The sequence below is a fragment of the Mycobacterium florentinum genome (assembly GCF_010730355.1).
GTDB classification, from domain to species: domain Bacteria; phylum Actinomycetota; class Actinomycetes; order Mycobacteriales; family Mycobacteriaceae; genus Mycobacterium; species Mycobacterium florentinum.
In genome coordinates this window covers 5,641,900-5,660,643 of the sequence record NZ_AP022576.1, presented here as the reverse complement: position 1 = coordinate 5,660,643, position 18,744 = coordinate 5,641,900, and the positions used below count along the sequence as shown (strand labels likewise).

Genomic DNA, 18,744 nt, shown 5'->3' with positions numbered 1-18,744 from the left:
GTTACCCCGACAAGTTGAAGTTGCCGGACTGCCCATAGACGGACAGCGAAATCATCAGGCACACAAACGCCGTGACGATCATCGATGACCGCACTGAGCGACCGACGGCCTCCCCCACACCGGCGGGACCACCTGTCGCGGTGAAGCCGTAATAGGTGTGCACGACCATCACACCCGTCGCCATCGTCAGCGCCGACAGAAACGACCACATCAGGTCGCTCGGGCGCAGGAAGGTGGAGAAGTAGTGCTCGTAGACGCCCCGGGACTGGCCGTACGCGTAGATCGTGAGGAACTTGGCCGCGATGAACGACATCAGGACCGCGACGGCGTAGAGCGGGATGACGACCAGGACGCCGGCAATAATTCGCGTGGATGCCAGGTAGGTGATCGACCGGATGCCCATGACTTCCAGGGCGTCGATCTCCTCGTTGATGCGCATCGCACCCAGCTGCGCCGTCGCACCGGCACCGATCGTGGCCGCCAATGCCAGCCCGGCCGTGCAGGGCGCGATCATCCGGACGTTCAGGAACGCCGACAGGAAGCCGGTCAGTGCTTCCACTCCGATGTTGGACAGCGTGTCGTATCCCTGCACCGCGACGAGAGCGCCGGTCGTCAGGGTCAAGAAGCCGATGATGCCGACGGTGCCCCCGATCACCGCCAAAGCGCCTGTGCCCATTCCCATCTCGGCGATCAGGCGCAGCAGTTCGTTCGGGTAGCGCCGTACCGCGTCCACGGTGGCGGCCAGCGATTTTCCGTAGAACTCGGTCTGTTCCCCCAGCTTGCGGGTGGATGCCACCAGCCTGGGGCCCAGAGTGTCCAGCCACGACGGACCGCGCGCGAGATCGGTCATTTGGCAGTCACTTTCACTCCGAGCGCGGTGGTCACGATGTTGATGAAGAATAGGGCCATGAACGAGAAGACCACGGTCTCGTTCACCGCGTTACCGACGCCGGTGGGGCCGCCGCCCACCGAAAGTCCCTTGTAGCAGGCGATCAAGCCCGCGGATAACCCGAACAACGTCGCCTTAATCAGCGAGATCACAACCTGCGGAAGCCCGGTGACCAGTGTCATGCCCGCGATGAAGGCGCCGGGTGTGACGTGCTGGACGAACACCACGAAGATGTAGCTGCCGGTCAGCCCGGTGACAGCGACCACCGAGTACAGCAGGACCGCGACGAAGGTGGCGGCGATGATGCGCGGAACCACCAGCGCCTGAATGGGATTGACCCCGATCACCTTCATCGCGTCGATTTCTTCGCGGATGGTGCGCGCGCCGAGGTCCGCGCACATGGCGGTCGACCCGGCGCCCGAGACGACCATCGCAGTGACCACCGGGCCGACCTGGGTCACCGACGCCAGCCCGGCCCCGGCACCGGACAGGTCCCCGGCGCCGATTTCCACGAGCAGGATGTTGAGCACGAACACGATCAGCACGGTGTACGGAATCGACAGCATGATGGTCGGGAAGATCGACACCCGGGCAACAAACCAGATCTGCTCGAGGATCTCGCGCCAGGCCCACGGCCGGCGCAGCGCAGTCACCAGCGCTTCGGCGCTGAGCATAAAGAATTCGCCAAGCGCGTTCATGGGCCGTGCGATGGCGGTGCCGTTCATAAAACCTGCCCAGACCGCCGACGGTCCATTCGGCTCATGTGATCCCCCAATTCGTAATCACTTTTACCCGTGCGTAACTCGCCGACCCATAAGAGGTCAGCATCGTTTACACGTGGACCGCGCCGCCTGTTTGCACACATAGAACATCGCAGAAATTTACGGACAAAACGATGCCCGGCGTCAGGGTTGCAATCAACCAGAAGAAATCTGGGCGGCCGCAAGAACGTTCGCCCGACATTCGTACCGAACGTGCTGGCCGGGCAGCATGAAGAAGATGTCTCGCCCGTCAGGGTGGGGCGCGGCGGGCCGGCCAACGCGCCGGGATGCGTGGAATGGCTACGTCATGTCGGCGGTTGCAGAAGTCGACAAAAGACCGTTCGCCGGCACCGCGCGAATCTCTTTCCACCACGTCGGAACCCACTCGAGGATGCACGGTTGATTGCACGTCACAGTCCGGAAAACTGAAGTCGAAAGCAACAGTTTCGTTCAGAATGACGTCAATTAACGCGCCGGCGGCGCGGTTAGCGTCCACCCCGAGTGTGCGCCCTTGGCAATGAGTGTGCGGTGGGGGCGACGACACGCCGACCGCCGCCACCGTGGGCGCACACTCAAATCCCTGACCGCACAGTCAAAGCCATGCTCGCGGCACGCTAGCCGACGTTCGTGCCACCCTCGGCGATCCGGCGTACCGCCTGGAGGAGCACGTCGATCTCCTCGAACGTGTTGTAGAAGGCGAACGACGGACGGACAGTGGCCTCCAGGCCGTACCGGCGCAGAATCGGTTGGGCACAGTGGTGTCCGGCCCGCACCGCGATCCCTTCGGAGTTGAGCGCCTTGCCGACCTCGAGAGGCTCGTGGCCGGCCAGCACGAAGGACAGCACGCTGGCCTTCTCCTGCGCGGTGCCCACCAGGCGAACACCGGGGATGTCGGCCAGGCGCGGCGTCGCATAGTCCAGCAGCGCATGCTCGTAGGCAGCAATGCGCTCGATGCCCACCCGCTCGACGTAACGCAGGGCCTCGCCCAACCCGACGGCATCGGCGATGTTGCCGGTGCCGGCCTCGAACTTGTTGGGAAGTCCTTGGTACAGCGAGCGTTCCAGGGTGACGTCGGCGATCATGTTGCCGCCGCCCTGCCAGGGTGGCGTCTCGGCCAGCGCCTCCTCGGAGCCGTACAGCACGCCGATTCCGGTGGGGCCGTAGATCTTGTGTCCGGAGAACGCGAAGAAGTCGACACCGAGTTCGGCGACGTCAATGGGCAGGTGCGGAATCGACTGAGCGCCGTCGATCAGCACTCGCGCGCCGTAGCGGTGACCCAGCTGAACGATCTTCTCGACCGGCGTCACCGTCCCCAGCGCGTTCGAAACCTGGGTTGCCGCCACCAACTTCGTCTTCGGCCCCAGCAGATCCTCGAACTCCGACAGCAACAGGTTGCCCGCCTCGTCGACCGGCGCAACCTTCAGGATTGCTCCGGTTTGCTGCGAAAGCAGTTGCCACGGAACGATATTGGCGTGGTGCTCCAGGTGGGTGATGACAATCTCATCGCCCGGGCCCAAGTGCTTACCGCCCCACGCGTAGGCCACCAGGTTGATGGCCTCGGTGGTGCCGCGCACGAAGATGTTCTGCTCGGCCTTCTCGGCGCCGATGAATCGACGCACGGTCTCGCGGGCTTCCTCGTAGGCATCCGTGGCCCGCGCCGCCAGCTCGTGCGCCGCCCGGTGAATGTTGGAGTTCTCGTGCGCGTAGAAGTACGACAGCCGATCGATCACCACCTGCGGCTTCTGGGTGGTCGCGGCGTTGTCGAACCAGATCAGCGGCTTTCCGTTGACCGTCTCCTTGAGGATCGGAAAGTCCTCGCGGATCGCGTTGACGTCGAACACCTCGTGGTCGTCGGTCAATTGCGGTACCGGATCAGACGCGGTCAGGAAGTGGTAGCTGTACTCGCTATCGGAAGGCGCACTCAGCGCGGCCGGGGCGGCGGGCACCGCATCCGACCAGCCGAGGTCGCCGACGGACGGCGCGTCGGGATGCCACCCGATGCCCGAGTACGGAGCCGAACCCCGCGGCGCCACCGGAGTGCTCGGCGGTGCTGCGACATTCGAAGGACCGGCCAGCACACCGGGCACCGTCGGAACGATGCCCGAGGTCGGGACCTCGAACGCGCTGAAGTCGGCCGGCGGCAGGTACGGGTCGGCAACGCTGCCGACCGCATGTGCGCCCGACGGCGCCGCCGACGTGTCCGGCACATTGCCGCGCGGGGCGACCGGCACCGTCTGCGGGGGCGGTTCGGGCTCCGGCGACGTCGGAGCCGGGACATAGATGTCGGTGATACCGAGGAGCGGAACCGGCGCCGAGTACAAATCGGTGCTGCCCGCCGCGGTCTGCCCGGCCGAGGCCGCCGCCGTCGTGTCCGGCACGCTGCCCCGAGGGGCGACCGGTGCCGATTGCGGTGGGCTGTCCGGACCCGGGCGGAAGCTGGCCGCGTACAGCTGATTGGCCAGTGCCGCGATCTCCGCGGCGCCCAGGGGCAGATCGCTTTCGGCGTCTACCGACCGGTACTCACTTGTACTCATGGAACTGGTCCACAGCGACGTCTTCGAGCACGGCAAGCGCGTCGTCGGTGAGGACCGCCAAGGACGTGTAGAGGGTCACCAGGTAGCGCGCGATCGCCGACTGGTTGATGCCGGTGAAGCGCACCGACAGGCCCGGCGCCTGCTCTCCGACCAGGCCCGGCTGGAACAGACCGACGACGCCTTGGCGCTCCTCGCCGGTGCGCACCAGGATGATCTTGGTCTTGCCGTCTTCCAGCGGAACCTTGTCCGACGGGATCAGCGGGATGCCGCGCCAGGTGATGAACTGTGCGCCGAACAGGCTGACGACGACGGGCGGCACACCGCGGTAGGTGGCCTCGCGACCGAAGGCAGCGATGCCCTGCGGGTGGGTCAGGAAGAAGCTCGGTGTCTTCCACACCCGGGTGATCAGTGCGTCCAGGTCGTCGGGGGTCGGAGGGCCGCCGAGGGTCTGGATCGTCTGCTCCGGGGTCACCTGTGCCAGCAACCCGTACTCGGGGCTGTTGATCAGTTCGAATTCCTGGCGCTCTTTGATCGTCTCAATGGTCAGCCGCAGCTGCTGAGTGACCTGGTCGTGCGGGCTGGAGTAGAGGTCGGACACCCGGGTGCTGACATCCAGCAGCGTGGAGATGTTGCGCAGGGTGTATTCGCGGGGGCTGGTCTCGTAGTCGACGAAGGTCTCCGACAGCGGCGTGTCGAGGGCGGCGCCCTCCTGCGCGGTCACGGCGACCTGTTCGGGGTTGACCACCCGGTTGACCCGGTAGATACCGGCTTCCACCGGCACGAAACTGAGCAAATGCAGCAGCCAGCGGGGGGTGATGGTCGAGAGCTGCGGAACGGTCTTGGTCGCGTTGGCTAGCTGCCTGGCGCCGAGATCCCCGAGTGCCTGAGACTCGTTTTGAGCGGACGTCATCTTGGTCCTTCCGTCGTTGCCGAATACCTAAGCACGGATGTAGAGCCACAGGTCATCAACCGAGAGCACCACGCTGAGCCGAGGCAAGTGTAAAACTCATCGAGATTTTTTCAACCGCAGGATGGTCGTTGCTGGTCGAGCTAATCCGATCGCGATATTGCCCTATAGTGGAGGTATGCACCACGCTGCACAGCTGCGCTTCATCACTTCGCGCTGCCTTGCCGTGGACTGTTGTCGCTGTTGTTGATTCCAGACGACCCAGATCTGACTTTCTAATCGTCGCGCTTTTTTCCCGCCAGCGGGCGCACGCCCGCGCGTATCGAGGCGCGCCCAGTCGAAATCTTTCGGGAAGAGCAACCAGCAATGACCGTTTTGTCCATATCCAGCCGCGCACTGGCGGAGGTGACCACCCGTCCGCGGATCATGGCCCGGCCGGCCAAGGACCTGCCCCAGATGACGCGCTACCGCGGCGGCACCTACTCCCACACGGTCGACACGATCACGTTCAGTGACGGCAGCACCGCGCGGACCGATCTGATCCGCTTGCACCCCAGCCTGCACGCCTATTCGCTGAACTTCTCCGGTATCGCGCCACATCTGCCGTCGCGCTATCGCTTGGGAACCTGGTCTGCACTCGAGCATCTGCGTAGTCGCGACTATGAGGCGGAGGTGGATTGGATTCTGCGCCACTCCTATCCGCTGCGTACCACCGCCGAGTTGAGCCGCCGGTTGCGCGCGGCCGGATACCCGCTGGGAACCGGCAATCTCGAGGAGCACGAAGCCATTGCGGCTACCCAGGCCGCGATTTGGTATCTCACCAACGGCCTGTCCCTGGACACGCAGCCGCTCAACGTTCCGATCGCGGTGCACCGGGGACCCGGACCGGAAATCACCTTCGAATTCGACGGCCAACCCCAACTCGGTGGCTACTCGGTGTGGACCGCGTCGGACAGCACCGTCAATCTGCGGCTGCAGAAATCCGCCAATAGTGTTGATTGGCAAGAGATTTCGGGTTCACAGCTGACCACCAGCGCAGCCATGGGGCGCTACGAACGGGCGCTGGGAATAGGCAGCACGTTGTCGAGCAGCAGCCACGGCCACCGTGGACACGGTTACCGCTACTACCGGCTCATCGCCGAGACAGTGGACGGCACCGCGCCCAAGATCGGCCATGTGGGCTTCTGGCTGACGGGTACACGGCACTATCGCAACGCCGATCGCGTTGTGCATCTTTACAACTACCTGCTCTCCGGAGCGCTGAAGGCTCCGCAGAGGCCCGACGAATCCACCCTCATCGATACGGAAGCCACCGCCGGACCCGAGCTGGTCGGCCCTTTCCACGTGCGAATCCCGTTGACGTTCAACGTTGCCGACGGCCACTCGCTGGTTGACGCCGACGGTTTCGCCGTCGACGGGACCGTCCACCCGGGCACCGACTTCTACCTGCGTCCGGCGCCGGGCACATCGACGGCAACGTTGACCGCCACAACGTCGTACCGACTGCCCGGCCGAGTGCTGACCGGAGTGGCCCCCGAGGCGCCGGAGCAATTCACTCCGGTCGCCCTCGCCGTACCCTCCGACGTTGCAATCCACTTCGACATTCGCTGGAATGGCGTTTGTGACAATCGCTGAGAACATCACGCAACTGATCGGCAACACCCCCCTGGTCCGGTTGAACCGGGTCACCGATGGCGCCGGCGCGGACGTCGTCGCCAAGCTGGAGTCCTTCAACCCGGCGAACAGCGTGAAAGACCGCCTCGGGGTAGCCCTGATCGACGCGGGCGAGGAAGCCGGCCTGATCAAGCCGGACACCATCATCCTGGAGCCGACGAGCGGGAACACCGGGATCGCGCTGGCTGTGGTCGCCGCCGCCCGGGGCTACCGGATTGTGCTCACCATGCCGGAGACGATGAGCATCGAGCGACGCAAGCTGCTGCGGGCGCTGGGCGCCGAGCTCATCCTCACCCCGGGCCCCGAAGGCATGCTGGGCGCTATTGCCAAGGCCGAAGAACTGGCCAAAACCGACGACCGGTATTTCGTGCCCCAGCAATTCGAGAACCCGGCCAACGCTGCCATTCACCGCAAAACCACCGCCGAGGAGGTGTGGCGCGACACCGACGGCAAGATCGACTTCTTCGTGGCGGGGGTCGGCACCGGCGGCACCATCACCGGCGTCGCCCAGGTGATCAAGGAGCGCAAGCCTTCGGTGCAATTCGTGGCCGTCGAGCCGGCCGCATCACCGGTGCTGTCCGGCGGCCAGAAGGGTCCGCACCCCATTCAGGGCATCGGCGCCGGGTTCATCCCGCCGGTGCTCGATGTGGATCTGATCGACGAGATCATCACCGTCGGCAACGACGACTCGATCAATTTGGCGCGACGGCTGGCTCGCGAAGAGGGACTGCTGGTCGGAGTGTCCTCCGGTGCGGCCGTGGTGGCCGCGCTGCAGGTCGCCCGCCGGCCCGAAAACGCCGGGAAGCTGATCGTGGTTGTCCTCCCCGACTTCGGCGAACGGTATTTGAGCACACCGCTTTTTGACGACGTGGGCGACTAGTCGTGTTCGACGAAGTTCGGCGCGACATTCAGGCGGCCAAGGAACGTGATCCGGCCAACCCGTCGACGCTGCAGGTCATCGTCGCCTATCCCGGCGTGCATGCCATCTGGGGCCATCGGATCAGCCAGTCGCTGTGGAACCGGGGCGCCAAGGTCGCCGCACGGGGATTCGCAGAACTCACCCGCATCCTGACCGGTGTCGAGATCCATCCCGGTGCGACCCTCGGCAAGGGACTATTCATCGACCACGCGAGCGGCGTGGTGATCGGCGAAACCGCCGAAGTGGGCGACGACGTCACGATTTACCACGGCGTCACGCTCGGCGGCAGCGGCAGGGACACCGGCAAGCGTCACCCCACCATCGGCGACCGGGTGGTCATCGGCGCCGGGGCCAAGGTGCTCGGCGCGATCAAGATCGGCGACGACAGCCGCATCGGCGCCAATGCCGTTGTGGTCAAGGAGGTCCCGTCGGGCTCCGTCGTCGTCGGCGTACCCGGGCAGGTCATCAGCACCGCCAAGCCCGGCAGCCCGAACGATTCGCTGATGCCCGATCTGGTGGGAGTCAGCCTGCAGCAGTTGCTCACCCGGGTGGCCAAACTCGAGGCCCAGGACGACGCCGGCCAGCAGACCGGCCGCGTCATCCGGCCACCCGAGGCCGGCGTCTGGCACGGCGAAGACTTCTCCATCTGATCCGGTCGCGAAAGCCCTTGCCGCACGATTCAGTCCGATGAGCGCGCCGAAACCCTTCGAAGTGCACGAGTCGGGTGCCTTCTTGCACGGCACCAAGTCCGACCTCGCGGTGGGCGATCTCCTGGTGCCCGGACGTCTGTCGAACTACGGCGAAGGGCGCCTGGCCAACCACGTCTACGTGACGCGGACGTTGGATGCCGCGGTGTGGGGAGCCGAACTGTCCAAGGGAACAGGCCGGGGCCGCATCTACATCGTGGAACCGGAAGGCACGCTGGAAGACGACCCGAACGTGACCGACAAGAAGTTCCCCGGAAATCCGACTCGCTCCTACCGCACCCGGGAGCCCGTGCGAATCGTCGGCGAGATCACCGACTGGGTGGGGCATTCATCCGAGCAGCTTCAAGCCATGCGCGACGGCCTCGCCGACCTCAAGCGCCGAGGACTTGCCGTCATCGATGACTAGCGCTTGAGCTCAATTACGTCGGCTGCTGGGCTAATTCGATGATCGCCGCCAGCCGTCGCTGGACGCGTTCAAGATCGGCCGCGCAGGGAAGTTCATCGGCGACCCGGGTGATGGTCGCGCGAATATCGGCGGCATTGATGTCCAGGTCGGCGTCGGCCGCTACCTGGCCGGCGACCGCGGCCACCGCGCCGTCGGGCATGCGGCGGCGCAACAGGGCCAGCAGCGGGACGTAGTCGGCGCGCGGCACGCCGTGCGGGTATCCGGCGCGAATGACGGCGTCGAACGTGGTCAGCAATCCGCTCAACGGCACCGAACGACACCACCCTCCAGCCGTCATGTGCGGGCACACACGAGTGCGATGGCCAAACCGTACGCATTGCTACTGAACTGACGGTGACGTAGCCGCTCACCGCGCCGTACATCTGTCAAATTTCGAACCATCGCTGCCGAGCCCCCCGTTGACGGCGCCCGTGAGCACCATGTGCCCGGTGTGCCGGAGATGCGCCGTTGCCTGCTCCCCCGGGTGGACTCGAACCACCAACCCTTCGGTTAACAGCCGAATGCTCTGCCAATTGAGCTACAGGGGATTAACCTGGCCCGCGCGAAATCTGGCGCGGATCGCTGGACGACTCTAGCGTACTGGCATACCCGCGCCCAAGTTCAGGGCAGGACGCGCGCGCCCCGTTAGACCGATCGGTGGCACACGCACCCAGCCGAGTGAGGCAGGATGGACCCATCCGCACCGTCGTGGGGAGGGACGCTTTGATCCGATATGTCGTCGTGCTCGGACTGGGTTACGTGCTGGGCTCGAAAGCCGGCCGACGCCGGTACGAGCAGCTCGTCGGTACTTATCGCGCGCTGACCAGCAGTCCGATGGCTCAGTCGATGATCGAAGGTGGCCGGCGCAAGATCGCGAACACGATCTCGCCCGACGCGGGGTTTGTCACCGTGGCCGAGATCGACAACGAGACGGCCGTGGTGCAGCGCGAGGTCGAGCGGCCGGCCGACGAGGCCCTTACGCCGTCAGATCGTCGCCGCTAGCCTGCTCCAGCAGGCTGCGCCGGTATGCCTCCATGGCGACCAAGTCGCCGAACAGCGCGTGATATTCGTCGCCCTGATCGATGGGTGACATGCGCTGCAGCTTGGACTTGACCTCGGCGATCTGCCGGCCCATCCAGACTTCCTGCAGCCGGGCCAGCACCCCGGCGATGTACCGGGGCAGCCTCTCGTCGTCGACGGCGACGGCCTCCACGCCGAGTTCGTTGATCAGGCCGGCGGTCAGTGTCGAGGTGGTGTGATGGCGGACCGCGTCGATCCACTGCGCGCCGGTGATGCCGGTCGACGTGCCGCCGGCCGCGTCGATCGCCGCGCGCACGGCCGCGTACCCGGGGTGGGTGAAGCTCTCGACGGTCAGCGTGTCGAACACCGGGCCGGCGAACGCCGGGTACTGCAACGCCGACTTGAGTGCCTCACGCTGCGGCCACAGGGTCGGGTCGCGCGGGTTGGGACGCCCGGCGGCGGGCTCGGCCGGGGCGCTTTGGGCCGGCTGCTCGGCGCCGCGGCGCGGAGTCGGCGTCGAACCCGCGGGCGCCTTGGACTTTTTCGCCTCGGTCCGCACCCGGTCGATGACCTGCGCGACGTCATCCCAGCCCACCCAGCCGGCGAGCTGACGGGCGTACTCGTCGCGCAGCGTGGAGTCCTTGATCTGGCCCACCATCGGCACGCAACGACGCAACGCGGCCACCCTGCCTTCGGCGTTGTCCAGGTCGAACTCGGCGATCGCGGTGCGAATCGCGAACTCGAACAACGGGGTTCGCCGTGCCACCAGGTCGCGCAGCGCGCCGTCGCCGGACGCCAGGCGTAGGTCGCAGGGATCCATGCCGTCCGGGGCGACCGCGACAAACGACTGCCCGGCCAGATTCTGCTCGCCGCCAAAGGCCTTGAGCGCGGCCGCGCGGCCGGCCGCGTCGCCGTCGAACACGTAGATCAGTTCGCCGCGGAAGAAGCTGTCGTCCATCATCAGCCTGCGCAGCATCCCCAGATGCTCGTCGCCGAACGCGGTGCCACACGACGCGACCGCGGTGGTGACCCCGGCCAGGTGCATCGCCATCACGTCGGTGTAGCCCTCGACGACGACCGCCTGGTGCCCTCTGGCGATGTCGCGTTTGGCCAAGTCGATGCCGAACATCACCGACGACTTCTTGTAGAGCAGCGTCTCGGGGGTATTGACGTACTTGGCTTCCATCGGGTCGTCGTCGAACAGCCGCCGGGCCCCGAACCCGATCACCTCACCGGCCGAGCTGCGGATGGGCCACAACAGCCTGCGGTGGAAGCGGTCCATCGGACCCCGGCGTCCCTCCCGGGACAGGCCCGCGGCCTCCAGCTCCTTGAACTCGAAACCCTTGCGCTGCAAATGTTTTGTGAGCTTCTCCCACCCCGACGGCGCGAAGCCGCAGCCGAAGTGGCGGGCGGCCTCGGCGTCGAAGTTCCGCTCCTTGAGGTACTGACGGGCCGGTGCCGCCTCGTCGGACTCCAGCGCCTCGGCATAGAACTCGGCCGCGGCGGCGTTGGCCGCGATGAGCCTGCTGCGGCTGCCGCGATCGCGCTGCACGTTGGTGGTCGTGCCGCCGGTGTAGGTGATCGTGTGGCCGAGCCGGTCGGCCAGCAGTTCGACTGCTTCGACAAAGCTGACATGTTCGATCTTCTGGATGAACGCGTAGACGTCGCCGCCTTCGCCGCAGCCGAAGCAGTGGAAGTGGCCGTGGTTGGGGCGGACGTGAAACGACGGGGACTTCTCGTTGTGGAAGGGGCACAAGCCCTTCAGCGAGTCCGCACCCGCGCGGCGCAGCTGGACGTAGTCGCCGACGACCTCCTCGATACGGGCACGTTCGCGGATGGCGGCGATATCACGATCGGAGATCCGGCCAGCCATCGGCTCAGTCTAGGACGCCGGGTGCGGCCTTCTCACCAAACCCGTGACGACCAGCTCAGCTGGCCGGGCCGATCACGCCGCAGGCGACTCGCTCCATCGCCCCACCTGGCATGCCCGGCATGCCGGCCATGTCGCCGCCTTCCGCGCCGTGCAGCATCAAGGCGGTCTTGTTCGGTCCCAGCAGATCATCTCTGGTGAACGCGTCGGTCGTGGTCACCAGGTAGGCGGAGCCGTCCTTGCGAACGTCAAGCGTCGACAGATCGCCGCTCTCGGGTTTCCCGGTGTGCCCGGGCGCCTGGAGGTGGCCGCCGGCGGACAAGAAGTTCCCAGGCGGACCGCCGGTCGGGGCCACCGAGTTCGGCTCACACTTGCCGATCTCGTGCACGTGCATGCCGTGCAACCCGGGCGCCAGGATCCCGGGGTTGTCCGTCTTGACGGTGATGGTGATGTAGCCGTCGGTGAAGTCGAAGGTGGCCGTGGCCACTTGCCGGCCATCGGGTGCTTTCAGGACAGTGGAGAGCGCTTGGCCGCTGGGCGCCGCCTGACCGGATGTCGTCGACGCGGAGCCGCTGAGCACCGGCGGCGTGGTGCCGGGCTGGGTGCTCGCATGCTGAGGCGAACTGCACGCGGTGAGGGCCACGATCGGAATCGAGAACAGGGCGGCGCCAACGGCGGTGTTTCTGCTCATGCCCCGCAGCTTAACTGGTGCGGTCTGGGCGGAAAATGCCTTTACGGGCTGGCCGGGCTGGGGTCGATTCGTTCCAGGCGGCCTTCGGTGTACGAGGCGATCTGATCGACCACGACCCGCAACCGGGCGCCGTCGTCCGCCGCAGTGCTGAATGCCGCGGCGAAAAACGGATCAAGCGTGCGGGGCGCGCCGGCGTACAGCCATTGCGCCACTTGATGAATGCGTTCGCGCTGCCGAGCCTGAGTTTCCAGATGCCGTGGGTCGGACATGATGAATTGCAGCGCCAGAATCTTCAGCAGGGCGACCTCGGCCCGCACCAAATCGGGCACCTGCAAATCGGCCTGGAAACGCACCAGCGGGCCGGGACCCGCCGCCGCACGCGTGGTCGCGATTGCGGCCGAGGCGAACCTGCCGACCAATTCACTGGTCAACCGCTTGAGCGCGACCGACGCGGCCAGTGTGGCGTCGTACTTGCCGACCGCGGCCACCACCGGCAACGCCGACAGCCGGCGCGCGGCCGCCATGAAATCGTCGGCGCTCACCCGGGAGAATTCGCTCTCGCCCAGCTTGGCCAGCGCCGCCGCCTCGTCGTCGTCGGCGAGCACCCGCAAATCGATGCGCTGTGAGACGACGCCGTCCTCGACGTCGTGCACCGAGTAGGCGACGTCGTCGGCCCAGTCCATCACCTGCGCTTCCAGGCACATCCGGTCCGGCGGCGCCCCGGCGCGCATCCAGTCCGCCGCCTCGCGGTCCTCTTCGTAGAACCCGAACTTGCGATCCCCGGCACGACGCATCCACGGATATTTCGTGACGGCGTCCAGCGAGGCGCGGGTCAGGTTCAGTCCCGCGCTATTGCCTTGCTCGTCAAGCACTTTGGGCTCAAGGCCGTTCAGGATCCGGAAATTCTGGGCATTGCCTTCGAAACCGCCGTGCTCGTCGGCGACCTCGTTGAGTGCGCGCTCGCCGTTGTGCCCGTAGGGCGGGTGTCCGATGTCATGGGCCAGCCCGGCCAGCTCCACGAGATCGAGATCGCAGCCCAGGCCGATCGCCATCCCGCGCCCGATCTGGGCGACCTCCAGCGAGTGCGTCAGCCGGGTGCGCGGGGTGTCCCCTTCCCGGGGCCCGACGACTTGTGTCTTGTCCGCCAAGCGGCGCAGCGCGGCACTGTGCAGCACGCGCGCCCGGTCCCGGGCGAAGTCGGTGCGGTGCTGGCCTTCGGTGCCCGGCAGACCCGCGGTCTTCGGCGCTTCGCCCACCCGCCGCTGCCGGTCGAAGTCGTCGTATGGGTCCTGCACGTTCGTGATCACCGACGCACAGTCTGCCAGGGAACGCCGGGAAGTGGCTCCGCTCTGCCCACGCCGCCGCGAGGCTTAAATTGACCTATGCGCATTGCCCGCCTACTCGGCGTGATCCTGACGACGCTCATCACCGGGCTGCTGGTGGCACCGGCCGCCGACGCGGAGCCCCCGTTCCGGTTGCCGGGGTACGTCACCGACAACGCGGGCGCGCTGTCGCCGTCCGGGCGCGCCGACGTGGGCGCGGCCGTCGACCGGCTCTACGCCAACCGTCACATCCGGCTGTGGGTGGTCTATGTCGGCGACTTCTCCGGCCAGAACGCGACGAGCTGGGCGCAGCGCACGATCCACGAAAGCGATTTGAGTACGTACGACGCGCTGCTCGCGGTGGCCACCACCGGACGTGCGTATGCCTTCCTGGTGCCGTCCGGGGTGAAAGGCCTCACCCAGACTCAGGTGGACGAGCTGCGTCGTAACGAAATCGAACCCGCTCTGCGCGAAGGAGATTGGCGCGGCGCGGCGGTCTCCGCGGCGAACGGCCTCGATGCGGCGCCGAATTCGTCGAGCCGCTTCTGGTTGCTGGCCAGCCTCGGCGTGATCATCGTCGCGGTGGTGGCCTTGGTGCTCGTCATGCGTTATCGCCGCCGGCGACGCCGCACCGCCGATTTGGCCGCCGCACGACGGGTGGACCCCACCAATCCGACCGCGCTGGCCGCCGTGCCGTTGGCCGCCCTCGACGACCTGTCACGCTCGATGGTGGTGGAGGTCGACAACGCGGTGCGCACCAGTTCCAACGAGCTCGCCCTGGCGATCGACGAGTTCGGCGCCGAGCGCACCGAACCCTTCACCCGGGCCGTCGACAATGCCAAAGCCGCTCTATCCCAAGCGTTTACGGTGCGACAGCAGCTTGACGACGACGTGCCCGAGACGCCCGCGCAGCAGCGCCAGCTGCTCACCCAGGTGATCGTGTCGGCGGCCAGCGCAGACCGCGAGCTGGAAGCGCAGACCGAGGCGTTCGAGCAGCTACGCGATTTGGTGGTCAACGCCGCGACTCGGCTCGACGCGCTGACCCAGCAGGTCGTCGAACTCACCGCCCGCATCGAACCGGCCGAACAGCGGCTGGCGGAGTTGAACAGGGAATTCGGCCCTGCGGCACTGACTTCGGTGTCGGGCAACGTCGCCACCACCAAGGAGCGACTGGCGTTCGCCGACCGCAACATCGGCTCGGCCCGAGCGCTGGCCGACGACGCGGTCAGCGGACAGCAGAGCAGTTTGGTCGACGCGGTGCGCGCCACCGAGTCGGCGCTCGGGCAGGCTCGCGCGCTGCTCGATGCGGTGGACAACGCGGCCGGTGACATCCGGCGTGCCGTTGAGAGGCTGCCGGCGGTGCTGACCGACATCCAGGCCGGCATCCAGCGCGCCGCCGCGCAACTGCAAGGGCAGAACTCGAAAGCGCCGCACGCCGGCGAGCTCGCCGCGGCCCGTGATGCCGCCACCAGAGCCGTCGACGCCGCCGGCGGTGGATCCGCCGATCCGCTGGGTACTTTCGCCCAGCTGGCCAAGGCCGACTCAGACCTCAACCGGGTGCTCGCCACGGTCGCCAAGGAACAGGCGGACGCCGATCGGCTCAACCGTTCGCTAGAACAGGCGCTGTTCACCGCGGAATCGCGGGTGCGCGGCGTCTCGGAATACATCGACACCCGTCGCGGCAGCGTCGGGCCCGACGCTCGGACCAGGCTCGCCGAAGCTCAACGCCATCTCGAGGCCGCGCACGCCACCAAGTCGACCGACCCGGCCGGGGCGATCGCCCACGCCAACGCGGCGTCGACGCTGGCGGCCAACGCGCAGTCGCTGGCCAACGCCGACGTGGTCTCGGCTCAGCGTGCCTACGCCCGCGTCGGCGGCAACGACGCCGGCGCGATGCTCGGCGGGATCATCATCGGCGACCTGCTCGGCGGAGGAATGCGGGGCGGATTCGGCGGCTGGAGCTCCACGTCGTTCGGCGGCTCGTCGAACTCGTCGCCGGGCGGTTCCGACGGCGGCTTCATGGGGGGCGGCGGACGATTCTGAGTCCCAGACAGCAGTAAGGGCGCACCGATTGCTCGGCACGCCCCTACCGCTCGGAATCTATTTAGGCCCAGCTGGACCCGACGGCGCTGTCGGTGCTGGCCATGTTGTTGCCGGCCGACTGCACCTTCTGCCCGTGCTGGTTGGCCTGCTCGTAGATCACCTGGAAGTTACGACCCAACTGGGTGATGAACTCCTGGCACGCCACCGAACCGGCGCCACCCCAGAAGTCACCGGCAGCCAGCACATCGCGAACGATGGCCTGGTGCTCGGCCTCCAACGAAGCAGCCTGCGCGCGGATCAACGCACCGTGCGCGTCCACATCCCCGAACTGGTAATTGATCGACATTGTCTACGTCCTCAAGTATTGGGTAGCAACGATTTTCGCTGCTAGTGGCTGAGGGCCTGCTGCGAGGCCTGCTCTTGCGTCTCGTAGTTGTTGGCGTCACGGATGAGCCCGTCACGCACACCGTGGAGCATGTTGACAATGTTGTTGAACGCCTGGTTCATCTGACCCATCGTGTCGTACGACGTGGCCTGCGCCTGACCACTCCAGCCCGCACCGGCGATGTTCATCGACGACGCCCACATCTTGCGAGCCTCATCCGACACCGTCTGCGCGTGCATCTCAAAACGGCCCGCCATCGCACGCATCGCGTGCGGGTCGGTCATAAAACGTGTTGCCATACTGTCTGTTCCTTAGGTAAGCGGACGTAAACCCTCTGACGCGCCCGGCCCGGTCGGCCGACCGTCTTTCCTCTCAACCAGCCCACGGAGAATGCGGTACAACGCTGCCGGTTCGTGGCGGCTCGAAACGAGGTTCGGCGTCACCGCCCCATTCGTTCCAATGCCCCCATTCCTTCTTCTCACTAATGCCGTCGGCCCCCGCCTCTGAATCCGGCCCGTCGGTCGCCTTGCCATCGGCATCGGAGAGCTCTTCGCGCTCCGGTGCCCAATGGTCATAGTCGTCCGGCGGAACGGCCACGCCCCAACTGAGCGGAACCGTTAAGCGACCGAGCATGCCTGACTCACCCCGAACTGCCGCCACCGAATCGTCCGGCAGAGGTGAACCAAGAGGCAAAAGCATGATGCCCCCTTCCACACCCGAAACTCTGTTCACACAGACCCCAACGGCGCGAAATCACCGCCGAGTATTTCGATACTAAATCAAACCACCGGACAATTGTTGGAAATTTCTGATTCCGTCGCCGTTAAACACGAAAATGCAGTCACCCGGTAACCCGGAACGTGAACGTCGCCCGGGCCGGTCGTTCGCCACATTGACCGACGCTGCCGGGTGGGTCAGGGCGCTTTGCGCGGCCGTGCGTGGGTTGGAGTGCGAAAATCGTTGCTCGACAGGAATTCTGGCGAGCAGATGGACGGTCCGTTCGTGGCGACCGTCGCGGCGCGACGGCATCCGGTTTCAACAGCGTCGGACCCGAGAACAGGACCGGCGCCCAACGATGCGGCTACCCGCGGTACGGATGTTCTGCCGAACATTGCGTACGCCGGAATCATTCTCCGCCGCAAACCGTACCTAATAGTTTGATTAAGCGTGTAACCGATGAATACGCGTTCGCAGCATCTCGAGAAATTTGCGACGCGTCCGATCCATTCGTATGACCGCCCCGGCAAATGCGCCGACCCCCTCAGGCTCCCTTTCTGGGCACCACCTTGGGCCGGGTCTGCACCACGTGAGTCTGACTGGTTCCCGCCCGGCCCACCATTTCGGCCGGCTTGTCATGACCGACGCCCGCCCGCGCCGGCATCGGCATGCTGCTGGTGGTTCCGGCCGGCTCCACCACGGTGCCGGTCGCTCCCGCTCCCGCCATCGCCGAGCTGACGATCGGGGCCGGGGTCGAACCCTGCCACACCGAGGGCACCGATATCGCGCCGACCAACCGCGCCCGGCCGAGACTGGCCGAGATTGACGAGCCCCAGCTCCCGTCGCCGCTCATCATTCGCATCCCAGGAGCGGTCGAACCGACGGTCTGCGACGCACCGGTGGCGGCCGCATTCGTAGCGCTCGCCAGCGACGTAACCGGCGCAGTGCCTTGGGCCAGCGTCATCATCGGCGGCATCAACGCGCTCGCCGGATACATCCCGATCTGGGCCGCCGACATCAAGGACGACACCGGTGCCGACGTCACGATCGACCCCACCTGGCTCAGCGCGGATTGAATCGCGGTCACCGCCGAGGAGAACCCGGGGCCGAATATCTGCCCACCCAGCGACGACAACGCCCCGGTGAACTGCGACGCCAACGTGCTCAGCGGCGTCGTGAACAACCCCGCCAGACTCGACGGGGCCGAACTGATCGACGGCAACGCCGACATGACCGATTGCGCCCCCGCGTGATAGCCGAACATCGCCAACACATCCTGCAGCCACATCTGGATGTATTCGAATTCGGTCATCGCAATTGCCGCGGTGTTCTGGCCCAGAATGTTCGTCGCGATCAAGGTCATCAGCTGGATACGGTTTGCCGCGATGGCCGCGGGTGGCACCGTCGCCGCGAATGCCGACTCGTAGGACATCGCCGCCACCCGGGCCTGCACGGCCGACATGGAGGCGTGCGCCGCCGCCGTGTGCAACCACTGCAAATACGGCGCCGCCGCTTGCGTCATCGACTCCGCGGACGGACCGGTCCATTGCCCATTCGACGCCAGGCCCGACACCACGGAGTCGAACGACGTCGCCGACGCCCACATGTCGGCGGCCAGTCCATCCCATGCCGCGGCAGCCGCGAGCAACGGCCCGGAGCCGGCACCGCCGTACATCAGGGCCGAATTGATCTCCGGCGGGAAGAACGCGAAATCCAGGACCATCCACTACCTCGACACGACCAGCCGCTTCAACGGCGATACAACTGCACCCCGACAGTCACTACTTCGACTGGACACAACTGCGTACAAGACTAAGGCCGGATCGTAGGGCAGCACTACACCAAAATTGCCCGGTTTGT

18 protein-coding genes and 1 tRNA gene are annotated in these 18,744 nt (G+C 66.2%); 6 read left to right on the top strand and 13 right to left on the bottom strand.

The genetic code is table 11. From position 1 onward, the window contains the following. Nucleotide 1: 1 nt before the first annotated feature. The 4 genes from G6N55_RS26730 to G6N55_RS26715 all read right to left on the bottom strand — a co-directional run bounded on the left by G6N55_RS26730 (nt 2) and on the right by G6N55_RS26715 (nt 5,094). Nucleotides 2-850, bottom strand: coding sequence for an ABC transporter permease (locus G6N55_RS26730; RefSeq protein ID WP_085221293.1), 849 nt, complete (start codon nt 848-850; stop codon nt 2-4). Then, nucleotides 847-1,614 carry an MlaE family ABC transporter permease gene (locus tag G6N55_RS26725; protein WP_085221292.1) on the bottom strand — a complete coding sequence of 256 codons (768 nt, stop codon included), beginning with the start codon at nt 1,612-1,614 and terminating at the stop codon, nt 847-849. The genes G6N55_RS26730 and G6N55_RS26725 overlap by 4 nt, the downstream gene beginning before the upstream one ends. A 650-nt stretch (nt 1,615-2,264) precedes the next feature. Further along, nucleotides 2,265-4,184: a family 2A encapsulin nanocompartment cargo protein cysteine desulfurase gene (locus G6N55_RS26720; RefSeq protein ID WP_085221291.1), complete on the bottom strand. Its 1,920-nt coding sequence runs from the start codon at nt 4,182-4,184 to the stop codon at nt 2,265-2,267. Then, nucleotides 4,171-5,094, bottom strand: coding sequence for a family 2A encapsulin nanocompartment shell protein (locus G6N55_RS26715; RefSeq protein ID WP_085221290.1), 924 nt, complete (start codon nt 5,092-5,094; stop codon nt 4,171-4,173). Before G6N55_RS26715 ends, G6N55_RS26720 begins: the two co-directional genes overlap by 14 nt. 363 nt (nt 5,095-5,457) lie before the next feature. Between G6N55_RS26715 and G6N55_RS26710 the strand changes: the two genes are divergently transcribed. The 4 genes from G6N55_RS26710 to arr are packed head-to-tail and all read left to right on the top strand — an operon-like array spanning nt 5,458 to nt 8,797. Next, nucleotides 5,458-6,726, top strand: coding sequence for a thioester domain-containing protein (locus G6N55_RS26710; RefSeq protein WP_085221289.1), 1,269 nt, complete (start codon nt 5,458-5,460; stop codon nt 6,724-6,726). Beyond that, nucleotides 6,713-7,645 (top strand): cysteine synthase A, encoded by a 933-nt coding sequence (gene cysK / locus G6N55_RS26705; protein ID WP_085221695.1) that lies wholly within the window; start codon nt 6,713-6,715, stop codon nt 7,643-7,645. The genes G6N55_RS26710 and cysK overlap by 14 nt, the downstream gene beginning before the upstream one ends. 2 nt (nt 7,646-7,647) lie before the next feature. Beyond that, the gene (gene cysE, locus G6N55_RS26700; protein WP_085221288.1) at nt 7,648-8,334 is read left to right on the top strand and encodes a serine O-acetyltransferase; all 687 of its coding nucleotides are present in this window, start codon (nt 7,648-7,650) and stop codon (nt 8,332-8,334) included. A 37-nt stretch (nt 8,335-8,371) separates the two neighbouring features. Continuing rightward, complete coding sequence (arr, locus tag G6N55_RS26695) at nt 8,372-8,797, top strand: NAD(+)--rifampin ADP-ribosyltransferase (RefSeq protein WP_085221287.1); 426 nt, start codon at nt 8,372-8,374, stop codon at nt 8,795-8,797. A gap of 13 nt (nt 8,798-8,810) precedes the next feature. On the opposite strand, the gene G6N55_RS26690 is transcribed toward arr, so the two are convergent. After that, nucleotides 8,811-9,134 carry a DUF3349 domain-containing protein gene (locus G6N55_RS26690; RefSeq protein WP_085221286.1) on the bottom strand — a complete coding sequence of 108 codons (324 nt, stop codon included), beginning with the start codon at nt 9,132-9,134 and terminating at the stop codon, nt 8,811-8,813. 177 nt (nt 9,135-9,311) lie between these two features. After that, nucleotides 9,312-9,384 (bottom strand) — tRNA-Asn (locus G6N55_RS26685). Nucleotides 9,385-9,559: 175 nt separating this feature from the next. Between G6N55_RS26685 and G6N55_RS26680 the strand changes: the two genes are divergently transcribed. After that, nucleotides 9,560-9,838, top strand: coding sequence for a hypothetical protein (locus tag G6N55_RS26680; protein ID WP_085221285.1), 279 nt, complete (start codon nt 9,560-9,562; stop codon nt 9,836-9,838). Here G6N55_RS26680 and dnaG read toward each other — a convergent pair. From dnaG to G6N55_RS26665, 3 genes are read right to left on the bottom strand one after another with little or no spacing between them, the layout of a single operon-like run. After that, complete coding sequence (gene dnaG / locus G6N55_RS26675; RefSeq protein WP_085221284.1) at nt 9,813-11,729, bottom strand: DNA primase; 1,917 nt, start codon at nt 11,727-11,729, stop codon at nt 9,813-9,815. The two genes, G6N55_RS26680 and dnaG, sit on opposite strands and share 26 nt — an antisense overlap. 55 nt (nt 11,730-11,784) lie before the next feature. Then, entirely contained in the window at nt 11,785-12,417 is a 633-nt protein-coding gene (gene sodC / locus G6N55_RS26670; RefSeq protein ID WP_085221283.1) for a superoxide dismutase[Cu-Zn], read from the bottom strand. A gap of 41 nt (nt 12,418-12,458) precedes the next feature. After that, nucleotides 12,459-13,724 carry a deoxyguanosinetriphosphate triphosphohydrolase gene (locus G6N55_RS26665; protein ID WP_085221282.1) on the bottom strand — a complete coding sequence of 422 codons (1,266 nt, stop codon included), beginning with the start codon at nt 13,722-13,724 and terminating at the stop codon, nt 12,459-12,461. Between the two features lie 75 nt (nt 13,725-13,799). On the opposite strand from G6N55_RS26665, the gene G6N55_RS26660 reads away from it, so the two are divergent. Beyond that, entirely contained in the window at nt 13,800-15,782 is a 1,983-nt protein-coding gene (locus tag G6N55_RS26660; RefSeq protein WP_085221281.1) for a TPM domain-containing protein, read from the top strand. A gap of 61 nt (nt 15,783-15,843) precedes the next feature. Here G6N55_RS26660 and G6N55_RS26655 read toward each other — a convergent pair whose 3' ends face one another. The 4 genes from G6N55_RS26655 to G6N55_RS26640 form a co-directional block, all read right to left on the bottom strand. Further along, nucleotides 15,844-16,128: a WXG100 family type VII secretion target gene (locus G6N55_RS26655; RefSeq protein ID WP_066824871.1), complete on the bottom strand. Its 285-nt coding sequence runs from the start codon at nt 16,126-16,128 to the stop codon at nt 15,844-15,846. Nucleotides 16,129-16,169: 41 nt separating this feature from the next. After that, nucleotides 16,170-16,466 carry a WXG100 family type VII secretion target gene (locus G6N55_RS26650; protein WP_025735564.1) on the bottom strand — a complete coding sequence of 99 codons (297 nt, stop codon included), beginning with the start codon at nt 16,464-16,466 and terminating at the stop codon, nt 16,170-16,172. A 73-nt stretch (nt 16,467-16,539) separates the two neighbouring features. Further along, nucleotides 16,540-16,866: a hypothetical protein gene (locus G6N55_RS26645; protein ID WP_308206549.1), complete on the bottom strand. Its 327-nt coding sequence runs from the start codon at nt 16,864-16,866 to the stop codon at nt 16,540-16,542. Between the two features lie 562 nt (nt 16,867-17,428). Continuing rightward, a complete protein-coding gene (locus G6N55_RS26640) occupies nt 17,429-18,607 on the bottom strand; it encodes a PPE family protein (protein ID WP_085220619.1) in 1,179 nt (392 codons plus the stop codon). Nucleotides 18,608-18,744: the final 137 nt, after the last annotated feature.